This window comes from Kitasatospora sp. NPDC056076, from assembly GCF_042266305.1.
GTDB lineage: Bacteria > Actinomycetota > Actinomycetes > Streptomycetales > Streptomycetaceae > Kitasatospora.
In genome coordinates this window covers 1-15,610 of the sequence record NZ_JBHJWG010000083.1, presented here as the reverse complement: position 1 = coordinate 15,610, position 15,610 = coordinate 1, and the positions used below count along the sequence as shown (strand labels likewise).

The window sequence follows — 15,610 nt, the reverse complement described above, 5'->3', positions numbered from 1 at the left end:
CCCGGTAGGCGGCCCGCACCGCGCGCTCGACCGCCGCCCGGTCGGCCGGCCCGGTGGCGGCCGAAGCGGCCCGCCAGCGCGCCGTGGCCCCGGCCGCGCCGACCGCCCCGCCGGGCCCACCGGCCTCGCCGCGTCCGCCCGCGCCCGCATCGGTCGGGTTGGCCCGGATCACCGTCTCCGTCGTCATCGTCTGCTCCGTTCCCCGGCCGGGCTCCCCACCCGGCCGTCCGTTCCCGTTCGCTTCCCCGTGCCGCGTCGGCACCTGCGCCGGCACCCGCTCCCGTACTTGCTCCTACTCCCGCAGCTCAGTCCGCGACCACCCGCACCGCGCCCGGCACGTACTCGCGCTGGCGGACCACCCGGTACCACCCCTTGGGCAGCGGTATCGCCGCGTGCTCCTCGTGCACCACCCGGCCGCCCTCCGGCAGGTGCAGCCAGGCCTCGCCGAAGGGCCCGGCCTCCCGGCGCAGTTCACCGGGGCCGACCACGGCGTGGGCGTGGCCGGTGACCTCGCCGAGCGCGAGCACCATCCGGCCCCGCGCGTCCCGGGGCTGCACGGCCAGCCCGGACACCCGCAGCGGCACCACGACCTCCGCGACCGGCACGATCAACACATCACCCTGGCGGTACATCAGTCCTCCCACGCCGTACGGCCGGACCCCGGCGGGCGCCGGATCCCACGACTCCGCCCGACCGGACACGGTCACGCTCCGGAGCCATGACCAGAACGTAGAGCAAGGGTCTGACAACGCGCCCGGGCCGCCACCCGGCCACCGGTCTGTCGGACCCGCCTGGTAGACAGTCGTTCGGTCCGATTCCCCGGAGGAGCAGCGCATGACCGTCAACCACCACCTCGAACAGTTCCACGGTCTCCCGGTCTTCGACTTCGTCCAGGCCCTGGAGGCGGCGGAGGCGGCCGGGCCGACCGACGGCGCCGGGCCCGCCCCGCTGCCGGACGCGGCCGCGGTCGCCTGGCGGATCCGGCTCGACTACGAGTCCGAGCGGACGTGGCCCGAACGCTGGCAGCAGTTCCTCGAAGCGGTCGACACCGAGCGGGTCGCCGCCCTGGTGATCGGCCAGTGGGCACCGGACGAGCCGGACTCCTTCCGGGAGCCGCTGGAGGCGGTGGTCGCCGCCGCGCCCCGACTGCCCGCCCTGCGCGCGCTGTTCGCCGGGGACGTCACGTACGAGGAGTGCGAGATCTCCTGGATCCAGCAGTGCGACGTGACGCCGCTGCTGACGGCCTTCCCGGCACTGGCCGAGCTGGTGGTGCGCGGCGCCTCGGAGGACTGGGAGGGTCAGGGCGGCCTCGCCCTCCAGCCGCTGCGGCACGAGGCGCTCAAGGCCCTGCGCTTCGAGGCGGGCGGCCTGCCGGCCACGGTGGTCCGCGCGGTGGCCGGCTGCGAGTTCCCCGCGCTGGAGCGGCTGGAGCTCTGGCTGGGGGTGGACAACTACGGCGGCGACGCCACGATCGGCGATCTGACGCCCTTCCTGGACGGCACCGGGCTGCCCGCGCTGCGCCACCTCGGCCTGCAGAACAGCGAGTTCCAGGACGAGATCGCCGCCGCCCTCGCCCACGCCCCCGTGGTCGCGCGGCTGGAGTCGCTCAACCTCTCCATGGGCGTGCTGACCGACCAGGGCGCGGCCGCCCTCCTGGAGGGCCAGCCGCTCACCCACCTGCGCGCACTCGACCTCCACCACCACTACCTCACCGAGGAGATGCAACAGCGCCTGCGCCAGGCCCTGCCCGGCATCGACCTCGACCTCACCGAGGCGGGCAAGCCGGACGACCGGTGGCGCTACGTCGCCGTCGCCGAATAGTCCGCACCGCCCCCTACGGCTCCACCTGTCCCGCACCCGCCCGAGCACACCCGCCAGGATCCGACATGACGGTCTCGCACCACCTCAAGCACTTCCACGAGCTGCCGATCCACGAGTTCGCCCCCGACGACACCCGACACCGGCCCGCCGCCGGCGAGGTCGCCTGGCGGCTGGCCCTGGAGTACGACGCCAAGCACGGCTTCGAGGAGCTCTGGCGGTCCTTCCTCCAGTCCGTCGACCCGGCCGGGGTCCGCGCCCTGGTGATCGGCCCCTGGTGGCAGGGCGGCTACTCCCCCGTGCGGGTCGCGGTCGAGGCGATGGCGGCCGCGGCCGACCGCCTGCCCGCGCTGGAGGCGGTCTTCCTCGGCGACGTCACCTTCGACGAGTGCGAGATCTCCTGGCTGGAGATGGGCGACGTCACCCCGCTGCTGACGGCCTTCCCCCGGCTGGCCTCGCTGACCGTGCGCGGCAGCATGGACCTCTGCCTCCTCCCGGTGCGGCACGACCGGCTGACGTCCCTGTGCTTCGAGTCCGGCGGTCTGCCGGCCACCGTGGTCCGCGCGGTGTCCGGCTCCGAACTGCCCGCGCTGGAGCGGCTGGAGCTCTGGCTCGGCGTCGACGAGTACGGCGGCGACACCACGCTGGACGACCTGGCACCCTTCCTGGACGGCTCGCGCCTGCCGCGGCTGCGCCACCTCGGCCTGCAGAACAGCGAGTTCCAGGACGAGATCGCCGCCGCCCTCGCCCACGCCCCCGTGGTCGCCCGGCTGGAGTCGCTCAACCTCTCCATGGGCGTGCTCTCCGACGAGGGCGCGGCCGCCCTCCTGGAGGGCCAGCCGCTCACCCACCTGCGCGCACTCGACCTCCACCACCACTACCTCACCGACGAGATGCAACAGCGCCTGCGCCAGGCCCTGCCCGGCATCGACCTCGACCTCACCGAGGCGGAGGACGCGGGCGAGGACGACGAGGACCGTTACGTCGCGGTCGCCGAGTAGCCGCAGGCGCAGGCGGAGACCGGAAACGGACAAGGACACGGACGCGAACACGGCAACGGCAACGGCAACGGCAACGGAGAGAGGAGACGGCACGATGACCCAGCGGTTGACCGTCCTCGGCAACCCCGGGCACCGGCGGGTGACGCTGTTCACCGCCGCCGCCCGGGCCGCCGGCCTGCCCGAGCCCTCGGTGCTGCCCTGGCTGGACGTCCTGCGCGGCGGGTACCGGCTGCCGGAGGGCACCCTGCTACGCATCGAGTCGCCCGGCGAGGAGCCGCTGGTCGACGAGCTGCTCCGCGGCCCGGCGCTCGGCTCCGGCTACGCGCCGACCAGGGTCGAGGGCACGGCCGCCTGGTACACCGGGATGCTGACCGCTCTGCGCGGGCTGGCCGCACACCCCGGCGTGCGGCTGCTCGGCGATCCGGAGGAGATCGCCGTGATGTTCGACAAGCGCCGGGCGCACGCACTGCTCGCCGCGGCCGGCGTGCCGGTGCCCCGGGCGCTCCCCGGCCCGGCTCTCGGCCGCCCGGCCCCCGGCGGCCGGGACTCTGGCGGCCCGGCTCCCGGCGGCGAGCTCTCCGGCTGGGAGCAGCTGCGCGAGCGGCTCGCCGCGGCCGGTCTGCACCGGGTCTTCGTCAAGCCCGCGCACGGCTCCTCCGCCTCCGGGGTGATCGCCCTGGAGTTCGGCCCGCGCGGACGACTCCTGGCCACCACCTCGGTCGAGCTGGCCGACGGCCGACTGCACAACTCGCTGCGGGTGCGCCGCTACCGCGACGAGCGGGAGGTCGCCGAGATCGTCGACCGCCTGGCGCCGGACGGGCTGCACGTCGAGCAGTGGATCCCGAAGGCCTCCCAGTCCGGCCGCTCGGCGGACCTGCGCGTCGTGGTGGTCGAGGGCCGGGCCACCCACGCGGTGGTGCGCACCAGCTCCCAGCCGATGACCAACCTGCATCTCGGCGGCGCCCGGGGCAGCCTCGACCTGGCCCGCGAGGCGGCCGGCCCGGCCTGGCCCGCGCTGCTGGAGACGGCCGAGCGGGCGGCGGCCTGCTTCCCCGGCTCCCCGATGGTCGGGGTGGACGTCCTGCCCACCGCGGGCTGGCGCCGCGCCCTGGTCGGCGAGGTGAACGCCTTCGGCGACCTGCTGCCCGGGCTGACCGGCCTGCCCGGAGGCCCGGCCGAGGGCCTCGACACCTACGGCGCCCAGCTCGCAGCCCTCGCCCGGCGCCCCGACCCCACCACCCGTACCGACCGCACAGAGCCCCGCTCCCCCGCCCCGGCGCACCACCAGAGCATGGAACCCTCCCGATGAACCACCAGCCCACGCCCGAGACGGCCGCCCCGAACCCCGACATGAACGCGGTCGTCGGCAGCCACGACCTGCTGCTCGTCACCCTCGACACGCTGCGCTTCGACGTCGCCGAGGAGCTGGCCGGGGCCGGCCGGATCCCGAACCTCGCCGCCTTCCTGCCCGGCGGCCGGTGGGAGCGCCGGCATGCGCCCGGCAGCTTCACCTACGCCTCCCACCAGGCGATCATGGCCGGTTTCCTGCCCACCCCGGCCGCTCCCGGCGGCCCGCACCCGCGCCTGTTCGCGGCCCGCTTCGCCGGTTCGGAGAGCACCGCCACCCGTACCTGGGTGTTCGACGCGGCGGACCTGCCGACCGCCCTGGGGGCGGCCGGGTACCGGACGGTCTGCATCGGCGGCGTCGGCTTCTTCAACAAGCAGGGCCCGCTCGGCTCCGTCCTGCCCGGCCTGTTCCAGGAGAGCCACTGGGAGCCCGCGATGGGTGTGGCCTCCCCCACCTCCTTCGAGGAGCAGGTCGCCCGGGCCGAGCAGGTCGCCGCCGAACAGCCCGCCGACCAGCCGCTGTTCCTGTTCCTGAACGTCTCGGCGCTGCACCAGCCCAACTGGTTCCACCTGCCGGGTGCCACCCGCGAGCACGGCGACTCGCGAGCCAGCCACGCCGCCGCCCTGGAGTACGTGGACGCCCACATCGGCCGCCTCTTCACCGCGATGAGCGCCCGCCGCCCCTGCTTCGCCGTCGTCTGCTCCGACCACGGCACGGCGTACGGCGAGGACGGCTACACCGGGCACCGGATCGGCCACGAGGTGGTCTGGACGGTCCCGTACGCCCACTTCACCGTCCCGGCCGGCCACGGCACTGTCACCACCCCCTCCCCCGCCGCCCCCGCCTCCACTCCGTCCATCCCCTCCATCCCCGAGGAGCGCGCATGACCACCGCACCCCCGCTCCCCGACTCGCCGTACCAGTCCTACGTCTACGCCTACCCGCACAAGACGGCCTACCGCCCGCTGCCCGAGCGCCCGCTGCTCGGCGAGCTCTGGGCCGGGGAGCCGCAGCACGCGCTCTCGCTCTACCTGCACGTCCCGTTCTGCGAGGTCCGCTGCGGCTTCTGCAACCTGTTCACCCGGATCGGCAGCCCCGAGGGCCTGACCACCGCCTACCTGGACGCCCTGGAGCGCCAGGCCGACGCCGTGCGCTCGGCCCTGGACGGCGACGCCCGGTTCGCGCTGGCCGCGTTCGGCGGCGGCACCCCGACGTATCTGACGGCCGCCGAGCTGGAGCGGCTGTGCGACATCGCCGAGCAGCGGATGGGCGCCGACCTGCGGGCCGTGCCGCTCTCCGTGGAGGCCTCACCCGCCACCGCGACCGCCGACCGGCTGGAGGTGCTGGCCGCCCGCGGCACCACCCGGCTGAGCCTGGGGGTGCAGTCCTTCGACGACACCGAGGCCCGCTCGGCCGTCCGCCCGCAGAAGCGCGCCGAGGTGGAGGCCGCCCTGGCCCGGATCCGGGCTGCCGGGATACCGGTGCTGAACATCGACCTCATCTACGGCATCGACGGCCAGACCGAGGCGAGCTGGCTGCGTTCACTGGACGCGGCCCTGCACTGGCAGCCCGAGGAGCTCTACCTCTACCCGCTGTACGTCCGCCCGCTGACCGGCCTGGCCCGGCGCGGCGAGCAGGAGAGCGCCGCCGCCTGGGACGCCCGCCGGCTCGCGCTCTACCGGTCCGGCCGGGACCACCTGCTGGCCAACGGCTACCAGCAGGTGTCGATGCGGATGTTCCGCCGCGCAGCCTCCCCGCAGGCCGGCCAGGGCGAGTACGCCTGCCAGACCGACGGCATGGTCGGCCTGGGCTGCGGCGCCCGCTCCTACACCTCGCGGCTGCACTACTCCTTCGACTACGCGGTGAACGCCACCGAGGTGCGCGCCATCATCGACCGCTTCGTCACCACCGAGGACTTCCACCACGCCGAACACGGTTTCCGGATGGACGGCGGGGAGCCGCGTCGCCGCCACCTCGTCCAGTCGCTGCTCCAGGCCGAGGGCATGCCCCTGGCCGACTACCGCGCCCGCTTCGGCAGTTCGCCGGCCGAGGACTTCGCCGCGGAGCTGGCGGGCTTCGCCGAGCGCGGCTGGCTGGCCGCCGACCCGGAGCGGCTGCGGCTCACCCCGGAGGGCCTGGCCCACTCGGACGCGGTCGGGCCGCTGCTGTTCTCGCCCGGGGTCCGGGCCCTGATGACGGGCTACGAGGCGAAATGACCTTCCTCGGCATGCCCTCCGGCGCCCCCGCCGCCCCCGCCGCCCCGGTCGAGGCCGACGCCGCCGCCGGCACCCCCGACGCGACGCAGCCGCGCGACCTCACCCTGCTCTACCGCGGCCCGCTCGCCTCCTGCGACTACGACTGCCCCTACTGCCCGTTCGCCAAGCGCCGCGACTCTCCCGAGCAGTTGCGCGCCGACCGGGCCGCGCTGGAACGCTTCACCGCCTGGGCCACCGCCCGCGCGGGCACCGGTGACACCCTGTCGTTGCTGTTCACCCCCTGGGGCGAGGGCCTGGTCCGCTCCTGGTACCGTCGCGCGCTGGTCGAGCTGAGCCGGCTCCCGCACGTGCGCCGGGTCGCGATCCAGACCAACCTGAGCTGCCGTACCGGGTGGCTGGCCGAGGCCGACCCCGCCACCCTCGCCCTGTGGGTCACCTACCACCCCGGCCAGGTGCCCTTCGACCGCTTCCTCGCCAAGTGCCGCGAGCTGGACGCGCTGGGCGTGCGGTACAGCGTCGGCGTGGTCGGGCAGCCGGACCACCTCCCCGAGGCCCGTCGGCTGCGCGCGGCGCTCGCCCCCGAGGTGTACCTGTGGATCAACGCGGCCGAGGGCCGCAGCTACACCGATGCCGAGGCCGCGCACTGGACGGCCCTCGACCCGCACTTCGGCTACAGCCGGCACGCCCATCCGAGCGCCGGGCTGCCCTGCCGCACCGGCGATTCGGTGCTCTCCGTGGACGGCGACGGCACGGTGCGCCGCTGCCACTTCGTCCGGGACGTCCTCGGCAACCTCTACGACGGCAGCTACCGCGCCCGGCTGCGGCCGCGCCCCTGCCCGCTGCCGGTCTGCGACTGCCACATCGGGTACGTCCACCTGGAGACGCTGCCGCTGTACGAGCTGTTCGGCGCGGGCGTACTGGAACGGGTGCCGCAGGAGTGGACTCAGGGCGGCTGACCGTCCGCACCGGCCCTGACCGTCCGCGCCCCCGCCGCCCCGGCCGCCCGCGCCTGCACCCCCGTGTGACCGGCCGCGCACGGCCCGCAGCGCTCCCCGGCCCACCGGGCGCCCGGCCGCGTACCTCCCTAGCCTGGTAACCGAGAGGAGGCGAACCACCATGCTTGGAGACGGACCGCTGCAAGCAGTCATCCCCGCCACCGATCTCGCCCGCGCCAAGGCCTTCTACACCGACGCCCTCGGCCTCAAGGTCGTCGAGGAGGGCGAGGAGGAGCTGACCGGCGAATGCGGCGCGACCCAGTTCACCATCTACCGCACCCCCAGCGGCGGCCAGGCCGCCCACACCCTCGCCAGTTTCAAGGTCGCCGACCTCGACGGCGAGATGGCCGCCCTGCGTGAGCGCGGCATCACCTTCGAGGAGTACGACTTCCCCGGCCTCAAGACGGTCAACGGGGTCGCCGAGGGCGAGGGCATGCGCGCCGCCTGGTTCAAGGACAGCGAGGGCAACATCCTCTGCGTGGCCCAGCGCGTCGGAAGCTGACCCATCCCCGACCGATCCCCCCACCCCCACCGCACCCGGGACGCCGGTGCACGGCCCGCTCGTCAGGAGCGGGCCGGGCACCGGCGCACGAACGGGACCGTCAGCCCTGGCTGTTGCCGCCCTGGCCGTCCCCGCCCTGGCTGTTGCCGTCCTGGCCGTCGCCGTCCCGGCCGAGCTCGCGCGGGTTGATCGACCAGATGCCGCGCCCGAAGGTCGCCGCGTAGAGCCGGCCGTCGGGGCCCTGCTTGAGCTGCTGCACCGCCGTGGTCGGCAGGTTGCGGCCGAGCACCGAGAACCGGCTCTCGCCCGGGGCTCGGTAGAACGCGGCGAGGTCGGTGCCCAGGGTGAGGCCGCCGTCGGGCAGGAGCTTCACCGAAGTCGCCGGGACGTCGGGCAGGTTGGCCGAGACGTCGGTCCAGGTGGCGCCGCCGTCCCGGGTCTCGAAGAGGTGGCCGGTGCCCGCGCCGGGGCCCTCCGTCCAGGTGCGCGAGAAGCCGTTGACGGCCACGAGGACGTGCCGGGCGTCCTTCTCGTCCACCGCGAAGGAGGAGATGTACCGGTTCGGGATCGTCCCGTCGACGGGCAGGTTCAGCTGGTGCCAGCCGGTGCCGTCGATGTTGCCCACCGCGATGCCGCGGCTGAACCCCTGGTTGTTGCACGGGCCGCACCAGCCCGCGTACACCGTGCCGTTGACGGTGGCGACGGCGGTGGCCACGTGACCGGCGCCCAGGTCGTAGGCGGAGGTCCACTCGCTGCCGCTGCGGATCGCGTAGCCCTTGTGCTGCACCCAGACGTGCTGGCCGCCGGCGATCCAGGTGTTGGCGTCCGCGGGGTCGGCGGTCATCGGCGCGATGAACCGGGCGGCGTTGGTGTCCTTGTCCGGCGGGGCGACCTCGTAGGAGGTGGCCTTGCTCGGATCCTTCGTCCAACTGCCGTCGTTCACAGCGCAGTTCTGGGTGACCCACATGTCCAGGTAGACGTACTCCTGGGCGATGTCGCAGCCGTTGGCCGGGTCAACCAGGGTGTCGCCGCCGTCCCCGCCGAAGTTGGAGCCCATCACCTTGTCGTGCGCCCGCAGGATGGACTCGCCGTTGTCCTGGAGCCCGCCGCTGACGATGACGCCCTTGCCGGACCGGTCCGCCGGGTCCTTGCCGACGCCGACCGAGTAGTACTGGAGGGTGTCCATGGTGCCGTCGTTGAGCGGCGTCCAGTCCTTGCCGTGGCCCCAGGCGTCCAACTGCCCCTTGCCCGGGCGCCGGTAGATGCCGCCGTCGTTGCCGACGTAGACGTTCACCTTGCCCTGGTAGCTGCCGAAGGCGACGGCGTGCTGGTCGGAGTGGGTGGTCGGCGAGCAGTCACCGGTCTGCTTGCTCGGGTCGATGCTCCAGCACGGGAAGCCGTTGTTCCAGTACGGCCCGACCGTCGCCCACGCGTTGCCGCCGTCAGTGGTCTCGAAGACCTCCTCCAGGCCCGCGTAGACGTGGTCCGGGTTGGCCGGGTCGACCTGGAGCGACTGGTTGTACCAGGCCTGGATGCCGGGCTGGTAGCCCGGGTCCTGGAGCGCGGAGCCGGACGCCTTGAGCTTGTCCTTGTCCGCGATCAGCGTCCACGGGCCGTACGGCGAGCCGGACTTGGAGACGTAGATGCCCTTGAGTCCGGTGTCCGGGTTGTGTGCGGCGACATCGGGCGACTGGTCGATCGCGTAGTAGCGCGAGCCGTCCGCCGAGCGGGCGAAGGTCACGTTGCCGACGTTCGCGGCGTCCGACGGCAGGTCGCCCAGCGCGCCGACGCGCTGCCAACTCCCGTCCGCTGCCTTGCTGTAGAAGCCGTTGTAGGTGTCGCCGCCGCGCCAGCCGACCGCCAGGACCACCTTGGACGGGTCCTTGGGGTCGATCGCGATGTCGTTGGCGATGTTCTTGTACGGCGCGCTCGGGTCCTTGGCCATCGAACCGCCCGGCAGGTAGTCCGGGTTGGGCGCGAACTCCAGCTTCCACGGCCCCGACAGGTCGGAGGTCGAGTGGCTCCACACACCGCGGCTGGTCGCCGCCCACACCTTGCCGCCGCCGAAGCGCAGCGCGTGGATGATGGTCGACTCCAGCTCCGGCCCGCCCACCCGGTTTCCGGGCTGGAACTTGCCGTGCTGCGGGTCGGACAGCACGTACACGCCGGTGCCGACGTACGAGGTGGCCCCGGTGTTGGACTCGCCGGTGGCGTACCAGAGCCGCCCGCCGCCGTCGAGGTTCAGGGTGCCGGTGGAGAGGGTGGGCAGCTTGTCGGCGATCGGCTCCCACCGGCCGCCGCCGGTACGGGAGCGGAACACCCCGCCGTTGGCGCCGCCCGCGTACACGTACCCGTCGGTGTCGGCGGCGATGCCGGTGATCCGGCCGGTCACCAGTCCGGCGCCGCCGCTGGAGTTGGAGTTGACGTCCCGGTAGCGCGGGTCGTCGGAGTTGTACGGCTTGTCGGTGACGTGGTCCCAGGTGCCGCCCGTGTGCGGCATGGACTGCAACTGCGCCCAGGCCGCGCCGTAGGCACCCGGCGCCACGACACCCGGCGCGGTGCGCGCCTCGGTGTACTGGGCGACGCCCTCGGCGGAGTTCTCCGTCTCGTCGCCGCCGTCCCCGGGCGAGTCGGCCTCGGGAGCGGTGGTCGAACGGGGGGCGAGCGAGGAGGTCCCGGCACCCCGGACCTTCTTCGCGTGCTGCTTCCCGACGTCTGCCTGGTGCTGCACCTGCCAGGGTTGCGATGCGGACGGCGTCGGCGCGGCGAGCGCCTGACTGGTGGTCAGTCCGAGGGCGGTGAGCGTGACGGCGCTGAGCAGCAGCCGACGACGTTGCCTGATGGGCACGAGTGCGGTCCTCCCCTGTGGCCGGCCGCGCGGTTGCGCGGCCCCGGCGAAACAGGGGGTAAGCCTGTCCGGTGTGCCCGGCCGGGGGAAGGCCCGAACGGTAAGAAGAGGTTAAGACCCTTACCGTTTCGAACAGTTGGCATTCACCGAATGCCCGGACGCCCGAACGCCTGACGTCCGGCGGCCCCGCTCACCGCCCGGGCTGCCGCCGCCCGCGCACCCGCCACCCACGCACCCGCCGCCACGACTCCCGCACCACGGCGGCCGGGTCGAAGGCTCCCGGCCGGTCCCGGGTGATCGGGTAGCAGGCGAGCCCGATCAGTGCCGCACTGAGGTGGCCGATGCTGGTGTAGTCCCGGCTCTGGTGGACGCCGTAGACGTACACGGCGAGCACTCCCCCCACGTAGAGGTACCGCCAGGGCCGCACGATCAGGTAGCTGAGCACCCCGACCACCCCGGCGAGCGCGTAGCTCACGCCGTAGTCGAGCGTGTAGACGGCCTTCGGCGCCGCCAGGCCGCGGTGGATCGCCCAGCCCAGCACCCCCTCGCTGAGGTAGGTCGCCCCGACGTGCGCCAGCACCGCCACCGACAGCCAGCGCAGCGTGCCCAGCCAGCGCTCGGCGGGCACGTGGAAGAGGTTGTACAGCGCGAAGTAGCTCAGCCAGCCGCCGCCCGCGATCCACAGCGCGCTGGTCAGCAGCACCCGAACGGGTGAGACCTGGAGGTGGTGCAGGTTGGTCGAACGCCGCTGCAGGATCCGGTCGGCGGTCACCGGGTCGACGTGCCGGATCACCTGGGTGGTGACCAGCAGGATCGCCAGCCAGACGTAGGTGCCGGGGGCGCGCCGGACGTAGCGCCACGCCGCCCGGGCCGCGCGCGCCCACCAGGGCCCCGGGTGCGCCTGCGGCACGCCGGTGGTGCTGCCGGGCATCGGCGCCTCCTCGACGGTCCGCTCCTCCTCGACGGCCCCCACCTCACCCTGGCCCGCCCGGGCCGCCGCCCGCCGCCGCGACGGCCCGTTCGGGTGACCCGCCCGGCGGCGTCCGTACCCGGCCTCCCGCCCGCGAAACCGTCGACGGGCGGGCGCGGCCGACTGCCGTAGGCTGGCTCTCCGGCCGCCCACGGGCCGCCGGGCACCGGAGACCGGACACCGCACGCAAAGGGCGCCAGGCACGATGAGGGACCGCCTCGGAACGACGCAGCCGACCGACACCGCCACCTCCCGGACGCCTGACTCCAGAACGGCCGCCGGCGGAGCGGCGGCCGGCGACGGAACGGTGGCCGACCAGACGGCCACCGGCGGCCGGGCCGCGCTCGCGGCAGGCGCCCGCGCCACCGCGCTCCGGCTGCGCCTCACCTCCGTCTACGTCGTCCTGCTGACGATCACCGCCGCCTGGCTCGCCACCCAGGGCCACGCCGGCCGGGCCCGGTTCGTCCGGCACAACAGCAGCAACGTCCACCACATGGAGGTGGGCAAGTGGTGGACGATGTTCACCAGCGGCCTGGTGGTCGACGGCGTCCCGGCCTGGGCCGGCATCGCCGCCGTCGCGATCGCCCTGGGCCTGGCCGAGTGGCGCTGGGGCCCGGCCCGCGCGGGCGCGGTGTTCGTCCTCGGGCACCTGGGCGCCACCCTGCTCACCGAGGGTGCCATGTGGGTGATGCTGACCGCCCGCATCCCGGGGGCGCTCTCCCGCGCGCGGGACGTCGGGATCAGCTACGGACTGGTCGCCACCATCGGCTGCCTGCTCGCCCTGGGCCCGCGCGCGCTGCGCCGGTACGGCCTGCCGCTCCTCGCCCTGGTACTGGCCGGCGCCTGGGCGGCGGACCAGCAGCTGGCCGACGCCGGCCACCTGGTGGCCCTCACCCTCGGCGTCGTCGCCGCCCGCACCCCCTGGCTGCGCAACCGTGCCTCCTCCCGGAGCCCGGCCCCCGGCGGCGGGCCCCGCGGTGAACCGCAGTGACCGCAGTGAACCGCGCCAGGGTCAGTGATCGTCCTTCCCAGTGGGCCGGGTACGATGCAGAACCGATCAACCGGCTGGCTACCAGCTTCTGGTGACCGTTGATCAGGCCAAACGGAGGGGACCCGATGCCCGAGTTCGACAACGCCACGAACCCTGCGGACGTGACCGACCCGGCGGGCTTCGCGGATCCGGCCGACTCCGCGGATCCGGCCGACTCCGCGGATCCGGCGGGCTTCGGGCATCCGGCGGACTTCGTGGACCCGGTGATGCTCCAGACCCACCGGCCCCACCCGGCCCGGATCTACGACTACTGGCTGGGCGGCAAGGACAACTTCCCGCCGGACCGGGCCGCCGCCGAGCACGCGATAGCCGCCGCGCCCGACATCCCGCAGGCCGCCCGGGAGAACCGCGCCTTCCTGCGCCGCGCCGTCCGGCTCTGCGTCGAGGCCGGGGTCCGCCAGTTCATCGACATCGGCTCCGGCCTGCCCGCCCAGGGCAATGTGCACGAGGTCGCGCAGGAGCTGGCCCCGGAGTCCCGGGTGGTCTACATCGACAACGACCCGATCGTGCTCGCCCACGGCCGGGCGCTGCTCGCCAGCAACCACTCCACCACCGTGCTCACCGGCGATCTGCGCGACCTCGACGAGCTGCTCGACCGGCCCGAGCTGCGCGAGCTGATCGACCTCTCCCGTCCGGTCGCCGTCCTGCTGATGGCTGTCCTGCACTTCATCGACGACGACCAGGCCGCCGCGGCCGTCAAGGCCGTCCACGACCGCCTCGCCCCGGGGAGCTTCCTGCTGCTCTCGCACAGCACCGCCGAGGGCAACCCGCAGCGCGCCGCCGAGGTCGTGAAGACCTGGGACGACACCGATTCGCGCATCCGGCTCCGGGGCCGGGCCGAGGTGGAGGGCTTCCTCACCGGCTGGGAGCCGCTGGAACCGGGTGTGGACTTCGTCCCGCTCTGGCGCCCGGACGGACCGACCGCGGGCTCCACCCGCTGGATGTACGCGGGCGTGGGCCGCAAGCCCTGACCCCCTCCTCCCCGGACCAGCGCAGGGCCGGACTCCCCCGGGAGTCCGGCCCTGCGCCTTCCCCGCCCTCTCCCCCGCCGCCGCGCGACCTGCCGGATCCCGCAAACACCCCTCCGGCCAACGGAGTTGAGGTCGATCCCGGCCCCCGGGAGCGGCCCGCCGGAGCTGCCACCCCGGCCGACGCGGCCGTATGCTCTTGCGGTACTCTGCAAATCTATGCCAGAGTGCGGGCATCGGATCAATCAGGCCGAATCCCCTCACACGTCGCTAAATCAGGAGCCCGCACCGCGGGTGGGTCAAGGGTGCATGCATGTCGAAGGTCTTGAGCAAGCTGCCGGTCGGTGAACGGATCGGCATCGCATTCTCGGGTGGGTTGGACACCTCCGTCGCGGTCGCGTGGATGCGCGAGCACGGTGCCGTCCCCTACGCCTACACGGCCGACATCGGCCAGTACGACGAGCCGAACCTCGCCGACGTCCCGGCCCGTGGCCGTGCCTACGGCGCCGAGCAGGCCCGCCTGATCGACTGCCGGGCCCCGCTGGTCGAGGAGGGCCTGGCCGCCCTGGCCTGCGGCGCCTTCCACATCCGCTCGGCCGGGCAGACCTACTTCAACACCACCCCGCTCGGCCGCGCCGTGACCGGCACCCTGCTGGTCCGGGCCATGCAGGAGGACAACGTCTCGATCTGGGGCGACGGTTCGACCTACAAGGGCAACGACATCGAGCGGTTCTACCGCTACGGCCTGCTCGCCAACCCCAACCTGCGGATCTACAAGCCGTGGCTGGACCAGGACTTCGTCACCCAGCTCGGCGGCCGCAAGGAGATGTCCGAGTGGCTCGCCGAGCGCGACCTGCCGTACCGGGACTCCGCCGAGAAGGCCTACTCCACGGACGCCAACATCTGGGGCGCCACCCACGAGGCCAAGCGGCTGGAGTTCCTGGACGCCTCGCTGGAGATCGTCGCCCCGATCATGGGCGTCGCCTTCTGGGACCCGGCCGTCGAGATCGGGACCGAGGACGTCACGGTCGACTTCGAGTTCGGCCGGCCGGTCCGGATCAACGGCCGTGAGTTCGGCTCCGCCGTCGACCTGGTGCACGAGGCCAACCGGATCGGCGGACGGCACGGTCTGGGCATGTCGGACCAGATCGAGAACCGGATCATCGAGGCCAAGAGCCGCGGCATCTACGAGGCCCCGGGCATGGCACTGCTGCACATCGCCTACGAGCGGCTGCTGAACGCGATCCACAACGAGGACACCCTCGCCACCTACCACACCCAGGGCCGGCGCCTCGGCCGCCTGATGTACGAGGGCCGCTGGTTCGACCCGCAGGCGCTGATGCTGCGCGACAGCCTGCAGAAGTGGGTCGGCCAGGCCGTCACCGGCAGCGTCACGCTGCGGCTGCGGCGGGGCCAGGACTACTCGGTGATCGACACCCAGGGCCCGAACTTCAGCTACCACCCGGAGAAGCTGTCGATGGAGCGCAGCGTCGACGCCGCCTTCGTCCCGGACGACCGGATCGGCCAGCTGACCATGCGCAACCTGGACATCGCCGACTCCCGCAGCAAGCTGGAGCAGTACGCGGGCCACGGCCAGCTGGCGCCGTGGACCGGCCTGATCGGCGAGCTCACCCCGGGCGGCGCGGCGCCGATCGCGGCGGGCACCGGCGACGAGGCGGAGTCCACCGCGCTGGACCACGCGGCGATCGAGTCCGGCACCGACTGACACCTACGGGGCCCGACCGACGGGGACCCCACCGGCTACGGGCCGGAACGGCCGGGGGCCGTCGCACCACACCGGGGCGGCGGCCCCCGGCCGTTCCCCCACGCCCCGCCGTTCCCGCGGCTTGTGCCGCACCGCCCCCCCGGCCGCACCGCACCCCGCAGCGGATCC

At 73.8% G+C, this 15,610-nt stretch carries 13 protein-coding genes and 1 pseudogene; 10 read left to right on the top strand and 4 right to left on the bottom strand.

The genetic code is table 11. The annotated features are described in order from the left end of the window. Both ACFC1T_RS37100 and ACFC1T_RS37095 read right to left on the bottom strand, forming a co-directional pair. Window positions 1-187: pseudogene (locus tag ACFC1T_RS37100) on the bottom strand (hypothetical protein); the annotation flags it as partial. 118 nt (window positions 188-305) lie between these two features. Beyond that, complete coding sequence (locus ACFC1T_RS37095; RefSeq protein ID WP_375896837.1) at window positions 306-632, bottom strand: hypothetical protein; 327 nt, start codon at window positions 630-632, stop codon at window positions 306-308. 202 nt (window positions 633-834) lie between these two features. On the opposite strand from ACFC1T_RS37095, the gene ACFC1T_RS37090 reads away from it, so the two are divergent. The 7 genes from ACFC1T_RS37090 (at window position 835) to ACFC1T_RS37060 (ending at window position 7,879) form a co-directional block, all read left to right on the top strand. Further along, complete coding sequence (locus tag ACFC1T_RS37090) at window positions 835-1,821, top strand: STM4015 family protein (protein WP_375896835.1); 987 nt, start codon at window positions 835-837, stop codon at window positions 1,819-1,821. 65 nt (window positions 1,822-1,886) lie between these two features. Next, a complete protein-coding gene (locus ACFC1T_RS37085) occupies window positions 1,887-2,819 on the top strand; it encodes an STM4015 family protein (protein WP_375896832.1) in 933 nt (310 codons plus the stop codon). Between the two features lie 94 nt (window positions 2,820-2,913). After that, the gene (locus tag ACFC1T_RS37080; RefSeq protein WP_375896830.1) at window positions 2,914-4,128 is read left to right on the top strand and encodes an STM4014 family protein; all 1,215 of its coding nucleotides are present in this window, start codon (window positions 2,914-2,916) and stop codon (window positions 4,126-4,128) included. A gap of 41 nt (window positions 4,129-4,169) precedes the next feature. After that, the gene (locus ACFC1T_RS37075; protein WP_375896840.1) at window positions 4,170-5,054 is read left to right on the top strand and encodes an STM4013/SEN3800 family hydrolase; all 885 of its coding nucleotides are present in this window, start codon (window positions 4,170-4,172) and stop codon (window positions 5,052-5,054) included. Next, the gene (locus ACFC1T_RS37070; protein ID WP_375896827.1) at window positions 5,051-6,382 is read left to right on the top strand and encodes an STM4012 family radical SAM protein; all 1,332 of its coding nucleotides are present in this window, start codon (window positions 5,051-5,053) and stop codon (window positions 6,380-6,382) included. The genes ACFC1T_RS37075 and ACFC1T_RS37070 overlap by 4 nt, the downstream gene beginning before the upstream one ends. Next, on the top strand, window positions 6,379-7,338 hold the full coding sequence (locus tag ACFC1T_RS37065; RefSeq protein ID WP_375896824.1) for an STM4011 family radical SAM protein: 960 nt from the start codon (window positions 6,379-6,381) through the stop codon (window positions 7,336-7,338). Before ACFC1T_RS37070 ends, ACFC1T_RS37065 begins: the two co-directional genes overlap by 4 nt. A 160-nt stretch (window positions 7,339-7,498) precedes the next feature. Further along, entirely contained in the window at window positions 7,499-7,879 is a 381-nt protein-coding gene (locus tag ACFC1T_RS37060; protein WP_375896821.1) for a VOC family protein, read from the top strand. A gap of 100 nt (window positions 7,880-7,979) precedes the next feature. On the opposite strand, the gene ACFC1T_RS37055 is transcribed toward ACFC1T_RS37060, so the two are convergent. After that, window positions 7,980-10,727: a glycosyl hydrolase gene (locus ACFC1T_RS37055; RefSeq protein ID WP_375896819.1), complete on the bottom strand. Its 2,748-nt coding sequence runs from the start codon at window positions 10,725-10,727 to the stop codon at window positions 7,980-7,982. A 190-nt stretch (window positions 10,728-10,917) separates the two neighbouring features. Beyond that, window positions 10,918-11,700, bottom strand: a complete 783-nt coding sequence (locus ACFC1T_RS37050) for a rhomboid-like protein (RefSeq protein ID WP_375896816.1) — start codon at window positions 11,698-11,700, stop codon at window positions 10,918-10,920. Window positions 11,701-12,004: 304 nt separating this feature from the next. Between ACFC1T_RS37050 and ACFC1T_RS37045 the strand changes: the two genes are divergently transcribed. From ACFC1T_RS37045 to argG, 3 genes are all read left to right on the top strand, one after another. Continuing rightward, a complete protein-coding gene (locus ACFC1T_RS37045; protein WP_375896814.1) occupies window positions 12,005-12,688 on the top strand; it encodes a rhomboid-like protein in 684 nt (227 codons plus the stop codon). A gap of 125 nt (window positions 12,689-12,813) precedes the next feature. Beyond that, the gene (locus ACFC1T_RS37040) at window positions 12,814-13,719 is read left to right on the top strand and encodes an SAM-dependent methyltransferase (RefSeq protein ID WP_375896811.1); all 906 of its coding nucleotides are present in this window, start codon (window positions 12,814-12,816) and stop codon (window positions 13,717-13,719) included. A 310-nt stretch (window positions 13,720-14,029) separates the two neighbouring features. Next, window positions 14,030-15,442, top strand: coding sequence for an argininosuccinate synthase (gene argG, locus ACFC1T_RS37035; RefSeq protein ID WP_375896808.1), 1,413 nt, complete (start codon window positions 14,030-14,032; stop codon window positions 15,440-15,442). Window positions 15,443-15,610 lie beyond the last annotated feature (168 nt).

What these genes read in the sequence shown, in the direction of transcription:
- ACFC1T_RS37095 (WP_375896837.1), bottom strand. Translation starts at nt 632, where the DNA reads ATGTACCGCCAGGGTGATGTGTTGATCGTGCCGGTCGCGGAGGTCGTG.
- ACFC1T_RS37090 (WP_375896835.1), top strand. Translation starts at nt 835, where the DNA reads ATGACCGTCAACCACCACCTCGAACAGTTCCACGGTCTCCCGGTCTTC.
- ACFC1T_RS37085 (WP_375896832.1), top strand. Translation starts at nt 1,887, where the DNA reads ATGACGGTCTCGCACCACCTCAAGCACTTCCACGAGCTGCCGATCCAC.
- ACFC1T_RS37080 (WP_375896830.1), top strand. Translation starts at nt 2,914, where the DNA reads ATGACCCAGCGGTTGACCGTCCTCGGCAACCCCGGGCACCGGCGGGTG.
- ACFC1T_RS37075 (WP_375896840.1), top strand. Translation starts at nt 4,170, where the DNA reads ATGAACGCGGTCGTCGGCAGCCACGACCTGCTGCTCGTCACCCTCGAC.
- ACFC1T_RS37070 (WP_375896827.1), top strand. Translation starts at nt 5,051, where the DNA reads ATGACCACCGCACCCCCGCTCCCCGACTCGCCGTACCAGTCCTACGTC.
- ACFC1T_RS37065 (WP_375896824.1), top strand. Translation starts at nt 6,379, where the DNA reads ATGACCTTCCTCGGCATGCCCTCCGGCGCCCCCGCCGCCCCCGCCGCC.
- ACFC1T_RS37060 (WP_375896821.1), top strand. Translation starts at nt 7,499, where the DNA reads ATGCTTGGAGACGGACCGCTGCAAGCAGTCATCCCCGCCACCGATCTC.
- ACFC1T_RS37040 (WP_375896811.1), top strand. Translation starts at nt 12,814, where the DNA reads ATGCCCGAGTTCGACAACGCCACGAACCCTGCGGACGTGACCGACCCG.
- argG (WP_375896808.1), top strand. Translation starts at nt 14,030, where the DNA reads ATGTCGAAGGTCTTGAGCAAGCTGCCGGTCGGTGAACGGATCGGCATC.